General features: G+C 55.7%; 19 protein-coding genes. 10 read left to right on the top strand and 9 right to left on the bottom strand.

All coding sequences use genetic code 11. The features are described 5' to 3' along the window. The first annotated feature begins 19 nt into the window (after positions 1-19). Both WC811_RS14565 and WC811_RS14560 read left to right on the top strand, forming a co-directional pair. The gene (locus tag WC811_RS14565) at positions 20-313 is read left to right on the top strand and encodes a nucleotidyltransferase family protein (RefSeq protein WP_372645879.1); all 294 of its coding nucleotides are present in this window, start codon (positions 20-22) and stop codon (positions 311-313) included. Further along, positions 314-658 carry a DUF86 domain-containing protein gene (locus tag WC811_RS14560; protein WP_372645877.1) on the top strand — a complete coding sequence of 115 codons (345 nt, stop codon included), beginning with the start codon at positions 314-316 and terminating at the stop codon, positions 656-658. It abuts the gene before it with no gap. A gap of 16 nt (positions 659-674) precedes the next feature. Here the strand turns inward: WC811_RS14560 and WC811_RS14555 are convergent, their stop codons facing one another. Further along, positions 675-1,253, bottom strand: a complete 579-nt coding sequence (locus tag WC811_RS14555; protein ID WP_372646731.1) for a hypothetical protein — start codon at positions 1,251-1,253, stop codon at positions 675-677. 362 nt (positions 1,254-1,615) lie between these two features. Between WC811_RS14555 and WC811_RS14550 the strand changes: the two genes are divergently transcribed. From WC811_RS14550 to WC811_RS14525, 6 genes are all read left to right on the top strand, one after another. Next, a complete protein-coding gene (locus tag WC811_RS14550; RefSeq protein ID WP_372645875.1) occupies positions 1,616-2,074 on the top strand; it encodes a hypothetical protein in 459 nt (152 codons plus the stop codon). Next, positions 2,071-2,355, top strand: coding sequence for a helix-turn-helix transcriptional regulator (locus WC811_RS14545; protein ID WP_372645873.1), 285 nt, complete (start codon positions 2,071-2,073; stop codon positions 2,353-2,355). The genes WC811_RS14550 and WC811_RS14545 overlap by 4 nt, the downstream gene beginning before the upstream one ends. A gap of 92 nt (positions 2,356-2,447) precedes the next feature. Further along, positions 2,448-2,765 (top strand): mersacidin/lichenicidin family type 2 lantibiotic, encoded by a 318-nt coding sequence (locus WC811_RS14540; protein ID WP_372645871.1) that lies wholly within the window; start codon positions 2,448-2,450, stop codon positions 2,763-2,765. 1 nt (position 2,766) lies between these two features. Continuing rightward, positions 2,767-5,919 (top strand): type 2 lanthipeptide synthetase LanM family protein, encoded by a 3,153-nt coding sequence (locus WC811_RS14535; RefSeq protein ID WP_372645869.1) that lies wholly within the window; start codon positions 2,767-2,769, stop codon positions 5,917-5,919. A gap of 87 nt (positions 5,920-6,006) precedes the next feature. Next, positions 6,007-6,987 carry a hypothetical protein gene (locus tag WC811_RS14530; protein ID WP_372645867.1) on the top strand — a complete coding sequence of 327 codons (981 nt, stop codon included), beginning with the start codon at positions 6,007-6,009 and terminating at the stop codon, positions 6,985-6,987. 617 nt (positions 6,988-7,604) lie between these two features. After that, positions 7,605-8,762, top strand: coding sequence for a hypothetical protein (locus WC811_RS14525; RefSeq protein WP_372645865.1), 1,158 nt, complete (start codon positions 7,605-7,607; stop codon positions 8,760-8,762). A 4-nt stretch (positions 8,763-8,766) separates the two neighbouring features. On the opposite strand, the gene WC811_RS14520 is transcribed toward WC811_RS14525, so the two are convergent. After that, positions 8,767-9,174 carry a hypothetical protein gene (locus WC811_RS14520; protein ID WP_372645863.1) on the bottom strand — a complete coding sequence of 136 codons (408 nt, stop codon included), beginning with the start codon at positions 9,172-9,174 and terminating at the stop codon, positions 8,767-8,769. Positions 9,175-9,428: 254 nt separating this feature from the next. Between WC811_RS14520 and WC811_RS14515 the strand changes: the two genes are divergently transcribed. Together WC811_RS14515 and WC811_RS14510 are read left to right on the top strand one after the other, a co-directional pair. Beyond that, positions 9,429-10,148: a tyrosine-type recombinase/integrase gene (locus WC811_RS14515; protein WP_372645861.1), complete on the top strand. Its 720-nt coding sequence runs from the start codon at positions 9,429-9,431 to the stop codon at positions 10,146-10,148. A gap of 282 nt (positions 10,149-10,430) precedes the next feature. Then, the gene (locus tag WC811_RS14510) at positions 10,431-11,009 is read left to right on the top strand and encodes an invasion associated locus B family protein (RefSeq protein ID WP_372645859.1); all 579 of its coding nucleotides are present in this window, start codon (positions 10,431-10,433) and stop codon (positions 11,007-11,009) included. Position 11,010: 1 nt separating this feature from the next. On the opposite strand, the gene WC811_RS14505 is transcribed toward WC811_RS14510, so the two are convergent. The 7 genes from WC811_RS14505 to WC811_RS14475 form a co-directional block, all read right to left on the bottom strand. Next, the gene (locus WC811_RS14505) at positions 11,011-11,832 is read right to left on the bottom strand and encodes a hypothetical protein (RefSeq protein WP_372645857.1); all 822 of its coding nucleotides are present in this window, start codon (positions 11,830-11,832) and stop codon (positions 11,011-11,013) included. 1,169 nt (positions 11,833-13,001) lie between these two features. After that, positions 13,002-14,858 (bottom strand): MobA/MobL family protein, encoded by a 1,857-nt coding sequence (locus tag WC811_RS14500; RefSeq protein WP_372645855.1) that lies wholly within the window; start codon positions 14,856-14,858, stop codon positions 13,002-13,004. A 1,102-nt stretch (positions 14,859-15,960) separates the two neighbouring features. Next, positions 15,961-16,137 (bottom strand): hypothetical protein, encoded by a 177-nt coding sequence (locus WC811_RS14495; protein ID WP_372645853.1) that lies wholly within the window; start codon positions 16,135-16,137, stop codon positions 15,961-15,963. A gap of 395 nt (positions 16,138-16,532) precedes the next feature. Then, positions 16,533-16,799, bottom strand: coding sequence for a hypothetical protein (locus WC811_RS14490; protein WP_372645851.1), 267 nt, complete (start codon positions 16,797-16,799; stop codon positions 16,533-16,535). 73 nt (positions 16,800-16,872) lie between these two features. Continuing rightward, entirely contained in the window at positions 16,873-17,121 is a 249-nt protein-coding gene (locus WC811_RS14485) for a hypothetical protein (protein WP_372645849.1), read from the bottom strand. Between the two features lie 563 nt (positions 17,122-17,684). Next, complete coding sequence (locus WC811_RS14480) at positions 17,685-18,818, bottom strand: DUF6878 family protein (RefSeq protein WP_372645847.1); 1,134 nt, start codon at positions 18,816-18,818, stop codon at positions 17,685-17,687. Beyond that, positions 18,818-19,171, bottom strand: a complete 354-nt coding sequence (locus WC811_RS14475) for a hypothetical protein (RefSeq protein ID WP_372645844.1) — start codon at positions 19,169-19,171, stop codon at positions 18,818-18,820. The genes WC811_RS14480 and WC811_RS14475 overlap by 1 nt, the downstream gene beginning before the upstream one ends. Positions 19,172-19,253: the final 82 nt, after the last annotated feature.

The raw sequence follows: 19,253 nt of genomic DNA, 5'->3' as shown, positions 1-19,253 counted from the left end.
GTCGTGGTACAATAAATCTATGAAACGCACCGACGCCTTAGATTTACTCAGAAAGCACGAAGCCGAACTTCGACAGCTCGGCGTCCAGCGGCTTTTTATGTTCGGCTCGACCGCAGTTGATCGCGCGCAACCTGATTCCGACGTCGACCTGTTCTTTGATTACACCAAAGGCGAGCTCGATCTCTTCGATCTGATGACGATCAAAGAACGGGCCAGCGCCTTGCTCGGCCGGCCAGCCGATATCATGACGCGCGACAGCATCCACCACGCGATGCGCGAGCGCATCGTTCAATCGGCCGTCCCCGTCTTTTAGATGGTCGCGCAGATCTTCGCCCCGCGTCTCCTCGACATTGTTGAAGCTAGCGAGCGCCTGCAGGAGCTCTTACGTGGGTTAAAGCTCGAGGAATTCGAAGCGGACTGGAAACTGCAATGGCTCGTCGAGCGCGGCGTCGAAATAATCTCAGAAGCAAGCCGGCATCTGCCTGACGACTTCAAAGCCAACCACCCTGACATTCCTTGGCGCAACGTCGCCGGCATCGGCAATGTCCTTCGCCACAACTACGAACACGTTTCTCCGCCCCTGCTCTACACCCTCATTCAAACGAAGCTGGGAGAGCTCGAGGCGGCTTGCAGAGCTGAGCTCGAGAAATCCCCCTAAGCGCTAATGGTGGTCTCTAGCGGCCTTTAAAACGGCCGCGGCTGGCCATGCGCCAAGCATCCGTCTTGATCTTCAGCCCGTCGCGTATCGGACCCGACCGATAAAGCGATGCCCGCTTTTTCGACACCAGCCCCTCAATCTTCTGTTCTTCAGCTGCTGCAAGCAACTTAATTGGATCATCAAAGGCCATCGAAAAAACGAGCTCCCGCTCCGGCAGCCCTTGCAACAGCTTCCGCAGCCGCTCGCGCCGATCATCGAGCGGCTTCTCAGTCAATGACACCCCGTCGATCGAAAGCAGATCGAAACAGCATTGGCACAAATTTCTCTCGGCTCCTGACCGAAGCAACGCCGTAAAATCCAGCAGACCCGCTTCGTCGCAAACGATAAGCTCTACATCGATGATCACTTGCGATGCCGGCAACTTCTGAACCATGGCAGGTAGACGGCGAAAACGCCGAGTCAGGTTCTTGCCGGCTTTCGAGAAGACGGCAACATCACCATGATCGACGTGAGCCTGCGCGCGAAACCCATCAAATTTGATTTCGTGCAGCCACTCGGAGCCTAACGGAGGGCTCGCCACCAAGCGTGGCGACATTGGCGTGATGAATGGCAAACGTTTCAGTATCGCGCGCACTTAGGTAAGCGCGCCGGGATCGACAAGCGTAAGCAAAATTAGAGCGGATCGGTCCCGCAGCGCTCAAGCAAAATCCATGTCCCGAATTACTTTCGCAACATCATTGCGAATTTCTCTGAACCTACCGTTTTCTGGTAAGTAGTTATTTCTATCCAGTAATAAACTCAATGCATTAGCCGTCTCGAGCAAAGGATTCAATTGCTTTCAAGCCGCCAATACATACAATTCAAGGCATAGAAACTACCAATTACTGGTAGCACGCAGAGATTAGACGGCGATTGTATTTAAACCAATTAACTTATTACTTTGAGGGATATTTAGCCATGGATACTTACGAGCATTTTGTGCACCGACACGGCGAAGCGGGTGTCCAAGCCGTCGTTGAAGAAATCGAGCGCCAGACAGGCATCATCCTCACAGTCGGACGCTCACTTGAGGATCGTTGGAACACCTTTATGTCCAGGCTGATCAGCGAGCCGGCTCCCACCTGGACGGTCGTACACAATCGCGATCGGTCAGAGGTCATGCACCAGGCGACTGGAGACCGCGAAAAACGCGTAGTGCTGACAATATGGAACTATGCCGATAGCCCTGCTCCGGCTTTGGCAAATTTCATGCTGACCTGCCTCAATTCGATCGGTCAAAATCAGGAGGTCCTCGAAGACGCCAGTACATTGCTCGAAAACCTACTAACCGACGGGTTCGACTTTTCAACTGAGCAAGCGGCTGAGCATCTCTTTAACCGCATCAACAAACGGCCCGTTAGCGCAGGTGGCCGATGACCACCTTCGCGAAAGCCGATCGGCGCAAGCCACGCCTGACCGCACGCGAAATCGAGGCCATGACCTGGACCGCGCGCGGAAAGACTGGCGGTGAAGTGGCGACGATCATGAACATCAAGGAAGACACCGTTCGCGCCCACGTTGAGAACGTGCGTCAAAAGCTTAAAGCGAGCAACAAAACGCATGCGGTAGCTCTTGCACTCGCCCAGAAACTTATAGCGCCAGAACCAATTTGGACATCGGGTGAAACTAATACCCCCTTTTCCGGGAATAGACGTTAACGCGGCGAAAAACCTACATTCCGCACGCTCACGACAAATGGTGTCGAAATTCGACTTGCGCGAGCCAACAATAACAAAAAAGGACAGGAACAATGCCAAACGATAAAAATCAAACGCTTACGAAATTGCAAATCATCAAAGCCTGGGAATCGCCCGAGTTCCGCAAAACTTTGACAGACGAGCAGCTCATTTCTCTTCCTGCGAACCCGGCCGGTGGCCTCAATTTTGGCGCAGCCCAAAATAGCGTGGTGAAGGCGAGCGAGTACACGACCGATACTGGCTGCGGCACCTACACGTCGGACTGTTCAACGCGCGACAGAGGCTGCACAAGTTTCGACTATGGCTGCAACACCTATACGTCGTATTGCCGCCCGGACACGAATTTCTGCCACGTACCTACGCCGAATTAAAATGACTGCCGGCGACCTTTCGCCTCACGCTCAATCGGACTTGCGTCTCAATTGGCGACACTGGTCCAGGGCGTTGACGTTTGAGGAGCGCTGGCAGGCCGTTCAGCAGGCACCTCGTGCGACAAGGCATTTCGATGCCGAACTCGCCGAGGAACGCCTCGGAGCTTGGGTCGCGACAACGGGCATATCCAATCACGACGAACTGATCACCACCTTGTTCGGTCTAAATTGTAGTCGCGAAGAAACCTTGCAAATTCTGGGTGGTGAGCCTGACCAGCTACTGAACGAGGCATCGGCACCGCAATGGTTCCGCGAAATTAAAACGGTCATTGCACGAACTGGCTATCGCCGAACTGTCGACAACGAATACCCGGCGATCTTAAAGCCGTTTTCCACTCTTATCGCTTTCTATACCGACGCTCTTGCCGGGTTTTTATACGCTCAAACCGCGCGCACAGAAAATGCCGTTGCAGATCCAGAGTCACTCACCCGCAACTCGCTGGATTGGCTTTACGGCCGTTTGATTGTTCAAACACAACGCGCCGTCGTTTTGGAAAATGCCGTCAGAAATTTAATGCTCGACGAGCTGGAAAGCGGGGCCGACAGGCCGCGTACGTTCCTCGAAACCGCCTCGGACCTCGGCGAACAAGTGGCGTTTCTTGAAAAATACCCCGTGCTCGGCCGCAACGTTCAAAAAACCTGCGCGGCGTGGCTTCTTAACGTCCAAGAATTTTATCAGCGCTTCATCAGCGATATCGATCTCCTTCGGAGCCACTTTAGCTTAGGTGAAGGAGACCGATTAACCTCTGTAACTCCAGGTGCGGGCGATACCCATAACGGCGGCCGTTCGGTCTTCCTCTTGTCGTTCGAATCGGGGGCCCGGCTTGTCTACAAGCCGCGCTCCACCAATCCAGAAAAGCATTTCCAAGAACTGCTGGCCTGGATCAACGATGCCGGCTTCTCACCGCCGCTGAAACTGATGCGCACGATAGACCGAGGTACCTATGGATGGGTCGAATTCGTCCCGCATGTCCTGTGTGACACGCCAGACGAAGTAGAGCAGTTCTATCGCCGTGAAGGTGCCCTCCTCGCCCTCGCCTATGCAATCTCAGCGACAGACATGCACTTCGAAAATATCGTGGCGCATGGTGCCGACCCAATCCTGGTCGATCTAGAAACCGTCTTTCATCCTTTTTTCCATTCCGACCCGCAAACATCGCGCGAGGCTTGCTTTGCCGCGATCCGGGGTTCGGTCATGGCAACGGCCATGCTCCCTGAGCCTGAGCTTACCAGCGAGAAAGCTGTTTTCGATTCGAGCGGCATCGCTGCTACGCCCGGCCAAAGGTCACCGCACCGCATCATTGCTCTTCAAAGATTAGAGACCTCAACACCTCAGATTTCGGAGGTGGTTGGTGGCGTTGGCTCATTGCACAGCCGGCCGCAAACCGATGGGAAAATATCGATACCAGATCTGATCGCTGGTTTCACAACGGCGTACGAGCTCTTGAAAGAACATCAGACGTTCTTGTTCAGTGAACTCGGTCCCATCGCACGGTTCAGGGCCGATCAAACACGCGCAGTGATGAGACCTACGTCCCTCTACGCAACGTTGCTAAGCGACTCCACACACCCAGATTTTTTGCGAGATGAGCTCGATCGCCAGCAGCACTTCGCGAAGCTCGTTCCAGCGTCAACGCATTGGCCACTGGTAAAACGGTTGATCGCCTCCGAGCTACGGCAACTCGATGACAACGATATTCCCTTCTTTCATTTGACCCCTGCAACAACATCTGCGCACGGCGCGGACGGCACGATCGTCCCCGGCATACTTGCCGTCGCAATGATGGATACCGTCAAAAATAAGATCGCAGCTTTTTCCCCCGCGAACCTCGAGAAGCAAATCTGGTTCATTCGCGCTTCGCTAGGATACGACCACGGGTACGCGCGACCGCTCGAAGGCGACTTAAGCCGCTATGCCGATCCATGTCTCGCGCTAGCGGTCAAGCTCGGTAACGAGCTTGTCCGCAGGTTGATAATTGCGGACGACAGCGCCTCATTTCTTCACATACAGGCGCTGCTCGATGACGTCGATGCACGGCATCCACATTACAACATCCACCCCGCCCGGCACGGTCTCTATGATGGCGTCGGCGGAGCGGCCCTATTTCTCGCCTACCTCGCACATGAAAGCGGCGTCGAACACTTCCGCACGGCCGCCGCCGCGCTTATTGGGACCATCAAGGAGGAACTTGTTCACGCCGACGATCCTTCCATCAGCGCTTTCTCTGGAACCGGCGCCACCATTTACGTTCTGACGCATCTCGGGATTCTTTGGAAAGACCATGCGCTCCTCGACCTTGCGGAAGGCCTTCTGCCGGGGCTCGCACCTCGCATTGCAGACGACAAGGTTTTCGACATCATAAGCGGCTCCTCAGGTCTGCTTCTGACCTTGTTACCTCTCGCCGCGCAAAGGCCCGACGGTCCGGCTCTCCAGCTCGCGATCGCCTGTGCTGAGCATTTGCTAAAAACCGATGCCGACGGAAAGGAAAATTGGCGCGCAACACCTTTTCAGCGGGGGTTATCGCATGGTGCATCTGGTCCAGCATTGGCGTTTGCCGAACTTCACCGCATGACGGCGGACCCGTACTATCTCGCGACTGCGCTTTCGATCGCAGATCATGAACGACAACTTATTGGCGAGAGTGAATGGACTGACCGCCATCACACAGCTACCGGGCATCAGTGTTCATGGTGTCATGGAGCTCCTGGAATAGCACTCTCCAGGCTGGCCACCTTCGCGGCTACGAAGAGCACTGACATCAAAGTCGATATCGAGCGCACGCTTCAAGAGACAGCGCAAAACTACTGGCAATCCAGCCATTGCCTCTGTCATGGCACTTTGGGCAATGTTGAACCCTTCGTCGTAGCCGCACAGATCCCGGAATTTGCGCCGGGCGCTCGAGAGCTAATCGAGATGGCCAGAGATAACATCGTCCATGAAATCGCCGAAGTGGGTTGGAGGTCAGCTCAAGCCAGTCAATCGCTAGGGCACGGCCTAATGACTGGCCTTGCCGGCATCGGTTATGGCCTTCTACGCCTAGCAGCTCCAGACCGCATACCATCGATCCTGACATTAGCAAAAACAGCGGGATAGCCCCATTCGGCCGAGTAATTAGCTATTCCTTAAGTTGCATATGAAATCATCGCTAAAAATACTAATTGGCGCGAAAGGCGCCCCAAAATGGGCAATTCTAACACCACAAAGCAAGCGGCTAATTACCAACCATCCCTGGCAGCGTTTATCGCCGTTGCATCTCTCATTGTCACCACGCCCGCTTTCGCCGACACGCTGACGCTCGGCGAAATGATGTGCAGTGTTTCGCGCAACATGGCACCGTTTGAAAAATTGTTCGTTGGTGTCGCTTACATCATGGGCGCCATCATGATCGGCATCGGAGTCACCCAACTGGGTTACTTCACCGACAGCATCAACGCATCACGCCAGTACGGTATCTCCCGCCCGAAAGGATATTTGATCGGAGGCTCGGGCCTGCTGGCCTTGCCAGCGTTCATTCGTTTGCTGGTAAACTCTTTGTTCAACTTTAGCAGCTCTTCCGACGCCGGCGGCGGTCTGTCCGCTTGCATTCCTTACGCCGCTTTCGGCGGCACGGCCGGCAATGTTGGTCTCGACGGATTGATGCTCAATTTGATCATGAACATCAAAAGCCCCATGATCTTCATGCTGTCAGTGATATCGATCCTGATCGGCACCTTTCTGGTCATCAACGGCCTGGTGACGGCATCGAAATACGGTCAGGACCCTCGGACATACTCGATCCCCAAAATCCTCTCGAACTTAGTGGTTGGAGCCGTCCTCTACACCGTCGGCATGAGCTTAAATGAAATCATCGCGACCGTGTTTGGCAGTTCTACTATTGCTGGCCCTGGCACAGTAACGTCCGCGATCGCCTTCAACTTCGGAGCGGACACACAGCCCTTCCAAACGGCCGTCTACGCGGCCCTAACCTTTTTCCAACTTATCGGGATGATCGCTTTCATTCGCGGCTGGCTCATTTTGAAGAAGGTTGGCGAGGGTGCCGGGAATGAGCGTATTACTCTTGCTGCGGGTCTGACCCACATTTTCGGGGGTGTACTCGCAGTAAATATCTATCGCTTTCTCGAAGCCATGGACGCGACGTTTGGAACGGGCTTCTTCTCTTAGTGGTGTCCACTTTCGCTAGCGGCTTTTTTTATCCTCGAGGACCGGGAGGCGTCGTTCCAAAAAAGAAACCCCGACGCAAAAGCCTTTCGACCTTGTCTTGATGGTCTCTTTCGACTTGCGATTCAGCGTGTTTGCGCGCGGCCCGATCGGACCAGTCTTCCACAGGTTCCGTGTAGTAGCGATCCGCCCATGCTTTGTTGACGCCTTCCTGGTCTTTTTTATCTGCAGACATTGTTGCCCCCTCATTGTTAAACGCACATTCAAAGACACTCAATTACCAGTCGCCTGAAATATGTTCCCGTTCTGCCTCTTCGTGCTCTCGCCGTCTCTGCTCGGGTGACAATTGCCAATAATAAATCCAGTAGTTAATTATCCCGCCGACAATTAAAATCGACATCCCTGTAATGAAGAGAAACATGAGTGGATGGCTTTTAGCGAATTCCAACCAATTCGATATCTTTTTCACGGCACCCCTACTCATTTGCATTAGCAATCAAGCCCTTAGATACGCGTACTAATCTACCAATCTAACAAAAAAGCGCGCAATTTTATTGCGTATTTTGGCAATTTGGCCGGAATTAGCAATTCAGCAAACTAAATGCGCAAGAATCCGGTCATTGACGGCGAAAGATCTTTTTATGGCTATGGGATTTGAACAGGAACCGCGCCAATTTTCGAGGCGCCATCAGCTTCGCGGCTTCACGGCATCGTTGCACGCCGGCGTCGATAATAGCTCGCCAGCCGCGCCGACTATCGCTCGTGGTCGCTACAGCCAGCTTATAACTTCAGCCCAGAACAGTGCGATCAAACCTCTGCATGCGGTCGAGGTTATCATCACAGCCGCCAACCAGGGCAAACTTTCAAACACACTGCCTCGCGCCCATGTCGACTTCGTGGACATGCCCAATCCTCGTAATGACGAACGTGACGCTGCGCGTCGAGCTGGCGAAACCCAAAACAGCACAGAAGATCCCGCTAAGTTCGAAGCGATGATTGTTTCGATGATCCGAAGCCAGGTCAGCGATCCGGCCGCACAAGACCAGGCTATCGCACTAGCGCTCAATGCCGCCGGTCATGTCCGTTCGATCGCCGAGCTCGAGCAAATCGTAGCTGCCATCAAGCAGACAGATGCGGCCGCAATGCTGGACGCTGCATCGGCCGGCGGCGATCACAACGGCCACTATCGCGACGACGGTACGTGGGTCGAAGAACGCGGCTCCTCGGGCTTCGGATATTCCAACGACGGCGATTACATGGCCTCCTCGCACAACATCTTCTACAGCGCGAACGGCCAGCTCAAATCCTACCAAGATGGCTGGAACAGTTGGGCAAACACTTACGGCAAGGGATATTTCGCAGGCACACAAGCTAAATCGGGCGATGTCTATTACGCTGCGTATAAAAGCAACGAGTACTACGCCGACGATTCCTCTCGGCGCCGCGCGTTCACTGCCTTACTCGGATCGGCAAAGATTGCTGGCGCCGAGTACCGACCAGGCGACACGATGACGGCAGAGGAAGCCAAGCAATGTATCGATAAAGTCCCTAATGAGAAGCTGCAGTTGCTGAAGAAGGACGAAAGCGTTCTCAAAGGCATTGTCGATGACTGCCGTAAAGATGGTGAGCAGAAACGACACATGACGGCGGGACAGGATGCAAAGGGTGAGGCCGTTCAGAAGAAGGGGGCTAACGACTTGGACGAAGCTCTTACAGCGTCAAAACCTGTGGCGCCAGGAACCACACCAAGTCGATTAAATCCGTCACTTAAACTGTAACGCTCTATTTCGGCAAACATCCGTCGCGCAAACCAGCCGCATTCAATGAAAGCTGAAGTATTTTTCGCCCAGCATCGACGTCGTTCCATCCAAAAACATCCGAGCAGCCCCGAACGAAAGCTACCCATCTCTCATCATGCGCTGCCCACTGCTCATTTGCGTCGCAAGACCGTTTGCTTATTTTTTCAGGAGTGTTGAACTTGGCTTTGAGTACCTTACCTTCGGCACCGATTTCCGCCTGCTGCTTGATGCAGCTATTCCAGTGCGCCTGAACTTCGGGATTAACAGCCGTTGCCGCGTTGGCAACCTTCTCGTCGGCGGCAGCTGCGCCGCCCAAAACTGAGCCCATTGCCGCGAAGGCGACCAATAAATTTGACGATTTCATTAAGCCTCCCTCCAAAATCAGATGCATCTGCGCTCTTCTAATATGTTATATTATCTCATTCTATGCGTTGGATTCAAGTATTTATTTCCAGTAGCCGCTCAGCTAACATAATGACATAATTGATATTTATCCGAACCAAGATCACGATTACTTGCAAATGCCCGAGACGCCAAGACAATTAGATTTTGCGATCCCGAGTAATTTGAAACGTTATTGGACATAATGTTGCACAACATGATTTTTTACTGTATTGAGCGTTTATCACTGCTACCGAAAAGCTAATGATCTCTCTACAGCCGCCCGAAGTGATTGAACGCGTTGCAGGAACGAACCGAAACAATCTGTCCAATATTGTTCCACGCCGCACTGCGTCGAAGGATTGGGAGACCGGTCAGACTCTCTACGCACGAGACGGCTTAAGAAAATACGTCAACAACGCTGAACTCCGGCGTGTCCTGGCCGCGGCGGCAAGCTTCGATCCCAAGCAAAGACTGTTCGCATATCTCTTGGCGTTTACGGGTGCCAGAGTGAGTGAAGTGCTCGCACTGACGGCGGCCTCATTCCAGATCGAAAGCTGCGTCGTCACATTCGTCACCCTCAAGCGTCGCAAACGTAGCCTAAGAGAGGTGCCGATTCCGCCGAATCTGATGAACGGACTCGATCTCTATTTCGACATTGCGCTAGCACAGCAAGACATCAGATCCTCGCGCGCAAGGCTATGGCGGTGGGGACGCTCCACCGCTTGGCGTGTCATCAAGAGAGTAATGACGCGCGCGGGCGTGGTTGGAAGGCAGGCGTCGCCGCGTGGTCTGCGTCACGGCTTCGGTGTCGGGACTATGCAAACCGGTACAGCGCTTCCGATTATCCAGCGCTGGATGGGTCACTCGCGTCTCACGACGACAGCGATCTACATGAATGTATGCGGACCGGAAGAAATTGCCCTTGCAAGACATTTCTGGGAAAGTATTCACCTACCCGATCCGGGGTATAGCTTTGCCTAACATCATATCCGACGCCCTCGCTGTGAGGCGCTCGCCATTCTTTCTCGCAGCTTGCCGCCAGTGCAGCCGACCAAAGTTCAAAGCGACCGCGTCCTGGTCAATCGCGGTTGCCAACAAGGCGCGTTCCTGCTCCCGTCGAGAAGCGTTCCAGGAAACTCCGCTTTACGCTCGGTCTCTGCGCAAAATCGTGGTGTCAATGTCTTTTCGTGACGAGAACAGTGACTTGCATGGAGCGCCAAACACATTGCAGAATGGTCGTATTACGAACTAGCGCGAGCCACCATGTTCTCAAACGACAATCCTTCAACCTGGATCAAAGTTGATCGCTCCAATCAATCGCGCATACGCACGATGCTGTGCTGGGAACATATCAGCGCCGCGGGCGAGCCTCTCCTGGCCGCATCGATCACCTATTTCGAAGGCTCTTCGTTCAGGTCGCTGATGCTGCGCATTCCATGTAACGCCACTTTCGAGACCGGCGTTCGAGCATACGTTCGAACCGATGAGAAAACTGATCAAAGAGATTCTGCAACCGATCTGTTACTCAAGTTCATATCATGCAATGGCGCGGGTTGCTTTGCGATGGGTGATGCCACCGAAGAGTTTTTGCATCTCATGTCGAAGGGCGATTGCATGATCGCCGAAGCACGGGACGCTGACAATCGTCCGGTTGAGTTCACCATACCGTTAAACGGTTTTAACAAAGCCCAGTCGGACGTTGCCATCACTTACGAAGATTTCTCGAAGAAAAGGGAGGACCTCATTATGCGGCCGCCCCAAAAAGTTGTATTGCCAAACACGCGCGAACTGATCTTCAGTTTTATCGCCCCTGGTTATCCCAACCGGCAACCGTCAGACTGAGCTACTTCACGTATCCATCAAATTGTTCTCGATGAAGTTGCCACTGCTCGGGAAACTCCTTAGCCAGAACATCGCGCCAGCTCTTCAAATCGATGCGCGTTGTCCGCCACCAGTTTTTTTCATAGATCAGATCCCGTAATTCATGTTTGCTGACACCCAGCACGTCGGTCGCTAGGGAGTGACCGATGTAGGGGCCACCGAGTATCTTCCATAAAATGTATCCAAAGCTTGTTCGGTCTGAAGGTTCGCGGGATTTGATGATGCGCGTACGCGGCTGAAGTTGTCCGACCTGTCTCAAGAAGTTCTCGCCGAACTCATTCCAAGCATCAGCGTAATGTGCCTGCAGTCGACCCACCCAATCGTTCTCGGCGATGTATTGTTGCGAAAGCCGTATTTTGCCATGGAGAATGTCGTGAAGCCGTCCGCGATCTATCGCCAAAACGAGCTTCGCCTGCTCGGCATCGTAAGCAACGCCGCCAAGTATCTGCCAGAGAACGAAACCGATTGTTGAATGATTGGCAGGGGAAGAATGATGGTATCTTGCTTTCGATGCTAATTTTGAAGCTAGATTTTCGAATCGAACGCGATGCCGCTCCCAAATTTCCGGATCGTACTTCTCCAACTGCTCTGCCCAACCGCGCTCCGCTATCAGCCTGCGCGTCGCATCCTTGCGCCCAGCAACAATATCCGAGAGAAGATTTGGCGACAGCTTCAGCAATCGCGCCGCGGCCCTATAACTAAGACCGCACTCCTTGATTATTATGCCCACAAGCTTGCCAAACGGCGTTTCACGCGTGGGATCGATCAGCGCTGTTCTACTCAACTAACGGCGACTCTCCTTTCCTCATAACTCGTCTTTATGCAGATTATATCGAGGTGGAATGTTTGAAACAAGCCATGCGAACAAACGTAGCCCCGAAGCAAATCCTGTCGTCTGACCGTGAGTAGCTAGCCGAGTGCAATTTTCTACATTGCGTGCGCCGCCGGTGAAATGAACGCCCCAGTATTTTTGCGCCTACAAGCACGTCGGATGCATCGTTTCACCCCAAAACTTTTTGGATCATCACACTTGCATCCAGGACCGCAGCTCACTTTAAAAACTCTGGAACTTTGGTTGGACGTGTTGGCGACCTTGACGAGAGGTCATGATTCCGATCGCGGCCGGGCTTCCACCGGATCAGTGCAGAGAGTTGGATCCATAGTCGGTCGAATTGCCCTTAGGGAGAAGCGGACGATCGAGATTACGATTCTGCCGCGCCACTTGTTCGCGCGAGAGCAAAGCACGCATGGCAAGAACGCGCTCGGTCTGAATGGCTCGCACCAATGCGCCGACATCCGCGCGTCGCGCACCGGCACGAACGGCCGCGAGACGCGAGGCGTAATAGCTGCTCAGCGCTTCGAGTTCGGAAGCAAGATCTCCTGCGCGGCTTTCGGCTTCACCTCTTTCGGGTGCGGTTGCTGGCGCGGTTCGAACCGATCGCAGCTGGTCATGCCCGCCAGCACTGGCTCGCGATCGAGCAGGCAAACTGTCAGTGCGCCCTTCTTCGCGCGGCGGGTCCAGCCAGCTTTGCACCGCGTGCAAAACTCGGCGGCAAAACTGTCTGGTGATTTCCAGAGGAGGTGACGGGATGAACGGCCGAGCATGCAGGATGTGATGGGACGTGGGGAGAGGGACGGCGAGAGGCGCAACACACTTGATGTCTTCGTCGATCCACCGAAGAAGATCGGCAGCGGGGTTATGGCACAAACGGACGTAATTGTCAGCCAGCGTCCCGGTCGTGAGCGTCAGATCAGGATCTGTCTTGCTCCCGCCACTGCTGCCGCCATACCGGGGAGACGGTCTTGGTTCCGTCACTTCCCGCGCGGCGGCGCGGAATAACGCGCGAAGCGATTGCGTACGTGTCAACAACGGCGGCTGAACACCTGGTCCGCTGAGAGAAGGCCCTGTGATAGTGACGACGCTCGGCTTAGACGGCCAATGCCGGGCGTCGGCTATCGTCCCGAGCGGCCGCTGTCCCGGCCGTTGTCCTTATAGTCTTTGCGATAGCGGGCGAAGAGATCGCCCTGGCGGTCATCGTTACGGGATTTGTCCTTTTTGGGCTCAGTCTTGCCGTCGGGCTTTGCCTCCGTCGCCTTGGCATTCAGCGCTTTCGCGTTTGCCGGTTTGGCGTTGTCGGGTGGCCCAGCTCCCTTTTGGGTGTCGTTGATCGTCCCCCGGCCCTGATCGTTGGCGGCCCGACGGTCCGGACGGGCTTGCGAGTCCACGCCGCTGCGCTTTTGCACGTTGATACCAGGTTGTGCGCGGGAGCGATCAGAGGTGGCGGCGGCCCGGCTCAAGTTGTCGGCACGGTCTTGATCGAGCATCGAGCGCAGACCGGCCCGCTTGTCGGCTTCGGCGCGCGCCGTATCGGTGAAAAATCCGATGGCTTCGTCGGATCCGGTATAGGCGCCGCGGTCCTGCCGGTTGCGGAGTTGGATCAGCTTGACGGCGTTCGTCTGCACCACCGCCATGCTCTGCTGCGTCTCAAATTTGGCGCTGAGACGGTCGGCCTGCTTGGCCATGTTGGTATGCTGCCAGCGTTCGTGCAGCGCGTGGCGTTCGGCGACATGTTGGCGCGCCAAAGCGTTTTGCTCCGCGCTGTGCAGGCTCTTCAGCGTTTCTCGTTCGGAAGCCTGCGAGGCCTGCTGGGCCTGCCACCGGGCATTCTTTTCCGGCTTGATCTTTTCCACTTCGGCAGCGGCAGCGATGGCGTAGGCGGCCTTCTGCTCAGCGAAGATCGTCTTCATGGCCAGCCGTTGGGCCCTGTGGTTTTTAATCTGCCGAGCTGCTGTCCAGCGCTCCTTGTAGGCATCGCCGGTCTCTCGATAAGCCTTGGCGCGGGCGCCAGCATAGAGGACGCGCCCCATCCGTTCGTTTTCGCGGCGTTGCGCTCGATGGGCCTTTCGGAGCGCGGCACGATCGAGGTGCTGCTCAGCATACATGCCCTTGCGCTGGACTCCCTGCTGTTCGCGCAGCTCGGTCTTTTGTCGCGCTTCCTCAAAGCTGGCAATATAAGTGGCGCTCGGGTCGGCGTTGTCGTTGCTGCCATGGTTGCGGGCCTTGATGCGCTCGTTGTGATCGTGACGGCTGCCGGTATCGACGAGCGTGTAGGGATTGACATGATTGCCGCGGCGGCGATCTTCGCTGTTTGCCGGATCCTTACCCGCTTGTTGCATCGCATGACCTTTGCGGCCGACATGGATCTCGGCTTCGCGCTCGATGCCCTGGTCTTTGAGCCGTCGCTCGTCAAAGCGCACGTTGATGCCGAGCCGCTTCATATCGTCGTTGATGTGCTTGCACCAGGCCACGCGGAGATCCTTGGTGGTCATGCGCGGCGGCACTCGCCAGCCTTTGTCTTGCGCTTCCTTGACGTCCTTGGCGCTCGTTGTGGTTCCAAGAACTTTCCGGCCCGTCTCGATGTCAGCATCACGGAAGATCACGTGGCAATGCGGATTGTGCGCGTCTTCACCTGTCTCGTGAAAACCTGCCAGCCACGCGATACGGTTTTTGCCAATTTTGTGCATGAAGCGCTCGACGAGATCATAGCGCTGCTCGGCATCGAGCTCGATGGGAAGAGCGATGATGAAGGTGTCGGCAACGCGCGCGTTTGCCGCCACACCCTCTCTATAGGCTTCCCTTTCGAAAAATCGTCGCGCGTCTTCGCGGGTCACCGACATGTTTTCGGCCAGCACTTTCGTGCAGGCGCCCTCGCGCATGATGTAGTTGATGTGATGGTAGCTGAAATTCTTTGTGTGCGATGTCTTGCCGATGTGATCGTGCTTGAAATGCGGAAGAGAACGAACGCGCATCGGCACACATACTTTCTGCCGCGCTTGGCACACGCAGCTGGCGGAGAGCGACGGGCGGGAAGCAACCGCCTGGATCTCTTCAGCTGCTGTCGCTGCTCTGACGCGAGATTCTATTTGCGTCGCTTAAAGAATTACTAAGATCGGTCCTATCGCTGCGTGTGGATATTGCCGCCGAATACCGACCGAATGGACAGCGCAATTATATCCGCGTTCGTAACGACTGCCGAGTGGAAAGCGCGAATTCCCAAACCTTCGTTCGGCACACGGAATTAAGAGAATCGATTGTGGGCTCACCCGTCCTATTTGCTTTCCGATTATCGCAGGCAAGCACGCAGCATCGGCTTGGCCGCTGCGGCGGCCGCGCCAGTCCGTACCGGGCACGACGTCGGAGACCGCCAGCACAAAGCGCCCCTCCCCTTTCCGGTCGCTCACAAGCGAGCAGACGATGCGCGGATGAGGCGAATTCCGTGTCCGTATCGCCGAAGGCGTGACGTGCTGCGCAAAGGGGGTGCGAACCCCCATTATTGCGCCTTAAAAAATTTTGGAATTTCGGGAGAAGATAGAGTCATTGAGTCACGACACTTCGAGTCGTTCAAGAAAAATCGTTCGCCAGGCGAATCGATCCGATACGAAACAAAGTGCTGGCAGGTATATCCCGAAGGAATTCCGGCGGCCCAGATTTGTGCCGTTCGGCATGGACGGTGACGGATTTATTTTCGAGAGCGGATAGCCCATCGAGACTGGACCAGGGCGTGGCGGATGAAGTGAGTTGTATTCAGTGTTTACACCTAGGGTGAAAAAAAAGCGGTTTACGCCGCGAACAGTAAACTGTTCACGGCGTAAACAGTGGCAGTAAGTTTGACACTGTATACGCTGTTTATGGTGTTGTGGACGCTATCAAGTGGCACGCTGTAAACGCTGATAACGCTATTGCGGATAAAAGCAGCGTCTACAGTGAATGCGCTGTGCACACTGTCGTGGGGTAACACTTGGCCCGGCAGGGAAACAAAAGCCAGGACCAGAGCGGCCGCACCCACCGCAGGCGGCGGCGTCGCGGCCTGCGGCTGGCGCCGCTAAACTTTGCTCGACTGCAGCGAGGGGGTCATAAGACCCCGTCGCGTGCGACGCGGTCGCGGATGATGGTCAGGATTTCGGTCTGATCGTCGTAACTGTCGTCGATCAGGATGGAACGTTCCACGAGCGTATCGTTGCAAACGTCGGTGTCGAGGCCGGGAAAGAACGGAGTGGTGTGGGCGGTTTGGGAGGACGATTTACGCATGGTTTACTCCTTGGTGTTGCGCCGCGCCCGATGCGCGGCTTTGTGGGATGATTGGGCCAGAGCCATAGCTGGCGTTGTCATCGCTGCGCGCTTGCGCGCACCACACGGCAAGCTGCAGGACATGCGCGAAGCGCAAGAATAAGTGTCCGAAGCGCTGGCGATTGACGGCGATGGCGGCTCTGGCTTCATCCCACCTGTGAAAGCCGCCGGGCGCTGCGCGAGGAGAAAACCATGCGTAAATCGTCTTTGTCGCCCCTGCCGTAGAGGGTGGCGCTGGCCTGACGGTGATGCGCTAAGCGGCACGGTGTGGGAGTTGCGAATTGGAAGCGATGGGTGGGCCCGACATCAGTCGGCAAGGACAGGATCGCGATTGACAGGTACCGAGGGGAGGATTTTTAAATTGAGTGATCGAGGGCGATTTCGTCGATCGGCGGCAGGAGCATTGGAAAGCCCTGTGGCGGTAAGAGGACGATGAAGAATTCCGCGCCCGATGAATTCAGCTCCGGCATGGCGCCGCCATTGATCTTGAGGAGCGTTTCTCGTGTGCTTTCGAATTGCGGGTTCGTGATGACGCCGTTGCCTTCGCTGTAATATTTGCCGGAGCGTTTGAAGTAAATGAAGCTTGAGGTCATGGTGTGGGCGGTTCCAGCGACGTCGGGCATGGTTTTCTCCTGAGTTGAGGTAAGAGGGAAGCCTTCGGAGGACCGCTTGCGCGGCCCTCCGGTCGGCTCACGGTTAGGCGAACGGTTCGTCGTTCGCGGTGTCTTCTGAGGCCTCGTCGTTCTTGCTGTTCAGTGCGATCATGCAGGGCGTACCAGCCTTGATGTCGAACGGCGGCGTGAAGACGATGCCGCCTTCCGTCTTCTTATGCGGGAAGCCAACGCCGTTCTGTTCCCAGAACTTGCGGTCGACTTGACCCACGTGACAAAGCACGCGGTAAGGCGGACGGTTTGGTTTGTCTGCGGTTTGAGTGTTGCTAGCCATGAGCTATTCCTTTCGGTCTTGATGACGACGCCGCGGGATTGCGGCCTCGTTGCCCGCCTGCTGGCACGAGCCTTCTGCGTTTGGGGCAACTGCAAAAATTGCGAGCGAGGGGCCCTGGAATGTGCGCTTGAGCGCGATCTAAAAGATCGCGCTGGTCCCGCAAGCCCGCGGGCGAAGCCCGTCGGGAGCGGGCAAGCGCAGATTATGGGGAGAGGAGCCATTTTTCAGTTGGGCGCGGGCGGCGGTTTCTCGCCGCCTGATAAGCGCGCCTCACCCGGACGCGGCTTGTGCCATGGTCGGCAACTCGAGAGGCCGTTGTCGCGCGCGTCAATAATCTTGAACGAAAAAGGACGAGGTGTTGGCGGAACAGATTTCAAACCGTGCCGGAGCGGACGCCAATGCGCTGCGCGGAATGAGGTCAGCGAACAGTCTGGTTTTGGAACAGCCGTTGGTTGCCGTGAGCGCGTGGAGGCGTTGTGTTTCGAGAGCCGATTGATGATCAGGCGACGCGTTGGTCGTGGCGACAGCGCAGGGCGACCCTCTTCAGCGCGATTGACTAAGGACTATTCGATTTGGTCCCCGGTTGCGATGTCGTCTTTGGAAGAAAACTCAACCGAGCTTTCGGTATGGCGCTGATTGACTTCGAGCTCCACCGTGCCTGCGGCGACGTCGATTTCGAGCCGGCCGAAGCCGCCGTCATCGTTGCACCAGTCGACGCCGGTTTCATCGAGATAATCACTGGTGACGGTATCGATGACGTCGTCAACTCTGGCTTCGCGGAGGAGGACGGTTGTCATCCATCGTCCGTTGCTAAAAACGCCTTCGGTTGCCAGATATTCCATATGCTGGTTGCAGACGTCGCGGTTTGCGTGCGGTGCGTAGTCTATGTTCTGGATTGAGCCGTTGTCGCCGCTACCGTCAAATTCAACGGTGACGGATTCTATAGCTGCGTTCCGCAGCACCGGAAGCAGGCGGCGAAGATTTTCCTTATAGAGGCGTTCCTCTGTTCGGTCTGGCGCTGGTGACGTTTTCGGCAAGGCGATGTCGAGCATGTTATGGATTGTCTGGCGCACGCTTGCGGGCGCGTGGCCGTTGCAGCGTGTTTTGATTTGCTGAATTCTGATGGGCTCTTCCGGATCGGATGTCAGTTGAAGCTCGACGGTCCACCGTTGCTTGTCGACGAAGACCGCGGCAATGGCGCATTGGCGAGCCTCGAGATGCCGGTGATAGCTGGCAACACAATGACGTTGACGTAAGCCTTCCATCCCGAGGCGGCGACTCGAACGTATCAGATAGCCTGGGAAGCGGGGCGGCAGGTGTCTCTGGAAAGCGGAAACGTCGTAAGAAACGTTCTGATCGGCGAGGGTCTTCAAGGTCGTGGCGCGCGACAGGCGCTCGTGTTCGTCGTGCCATCGTTTAGGGCTCCAGTTCAGATTGATGCGACGCTTGAGTGTTGCGGCCATAGCGATTGTGTCTTTGATCGGTACGCCGATGGCGGTCATATGCAGAAATCCTGCGGCGAAGCCGATGAGTTTGCTGGTATCGCCGGCGAGCTCCCCGGCATCGAGGATGGTGTCGATGACGCCTTCGGAAACCTGCCCTGTTTTTATGAGCTGCCGAAAGGGTGCCGCGGTTTTGGCCGGCAATCGGTGCAAGCGTTCCTTTACTTTCGTTATTGGGTTGGACGTGCTGGTCATCAGGCGGCCCTCCGCGCCTGAGCACCCACATTCGTGGCGCGGGACATCCAGGCTTCGGGTCGTATTTTTGACAGCCAGTCGGCGATGGTGGGAATGCGGCCGCAATCTTCCATGACGTGCTGCTCGCCGACGTAGCGCACCGGGACGTCCTTGCCGTGGCTGTTGCGGATCGTGGCGCCGAAGACGCGCTCGCATTCAAAGACGCCTTCGGCATGGTGGCGAAGGGCGCGATGACGAAAATCAGGGAAGCTTTCTTTGGTTGCGTCAAACCACGCGTGGATCGGCAGGTAATCGTCCGATGTCCCCCCAAACAGTTTGGCTGAGGAGACGGCGTGGAAATACGGGTGGGTCATCTGCGGTCCTTTCTTTCGTTGTTGAACTGGGATTTTTGTTGTCGGCGTGCGGTCGCGAGCGAGGGTTCAGCGGGTATCAGCT

Origin of the sequence: Hyphomicrobium sp. (assembly GCF_041659645.1) — a bacterium.
Taxonomy (GTDB): Bacteria; Pseudomonadota; Alphaproteobacteria; order Rhizobiales; family Hyphomicrobiaceae; genus Hyphomicrobium_B.
Note: the sequence above shows the minus strand (reverse complement) of the source record. Positions and strands in the feature narration are given on the sequence as shown.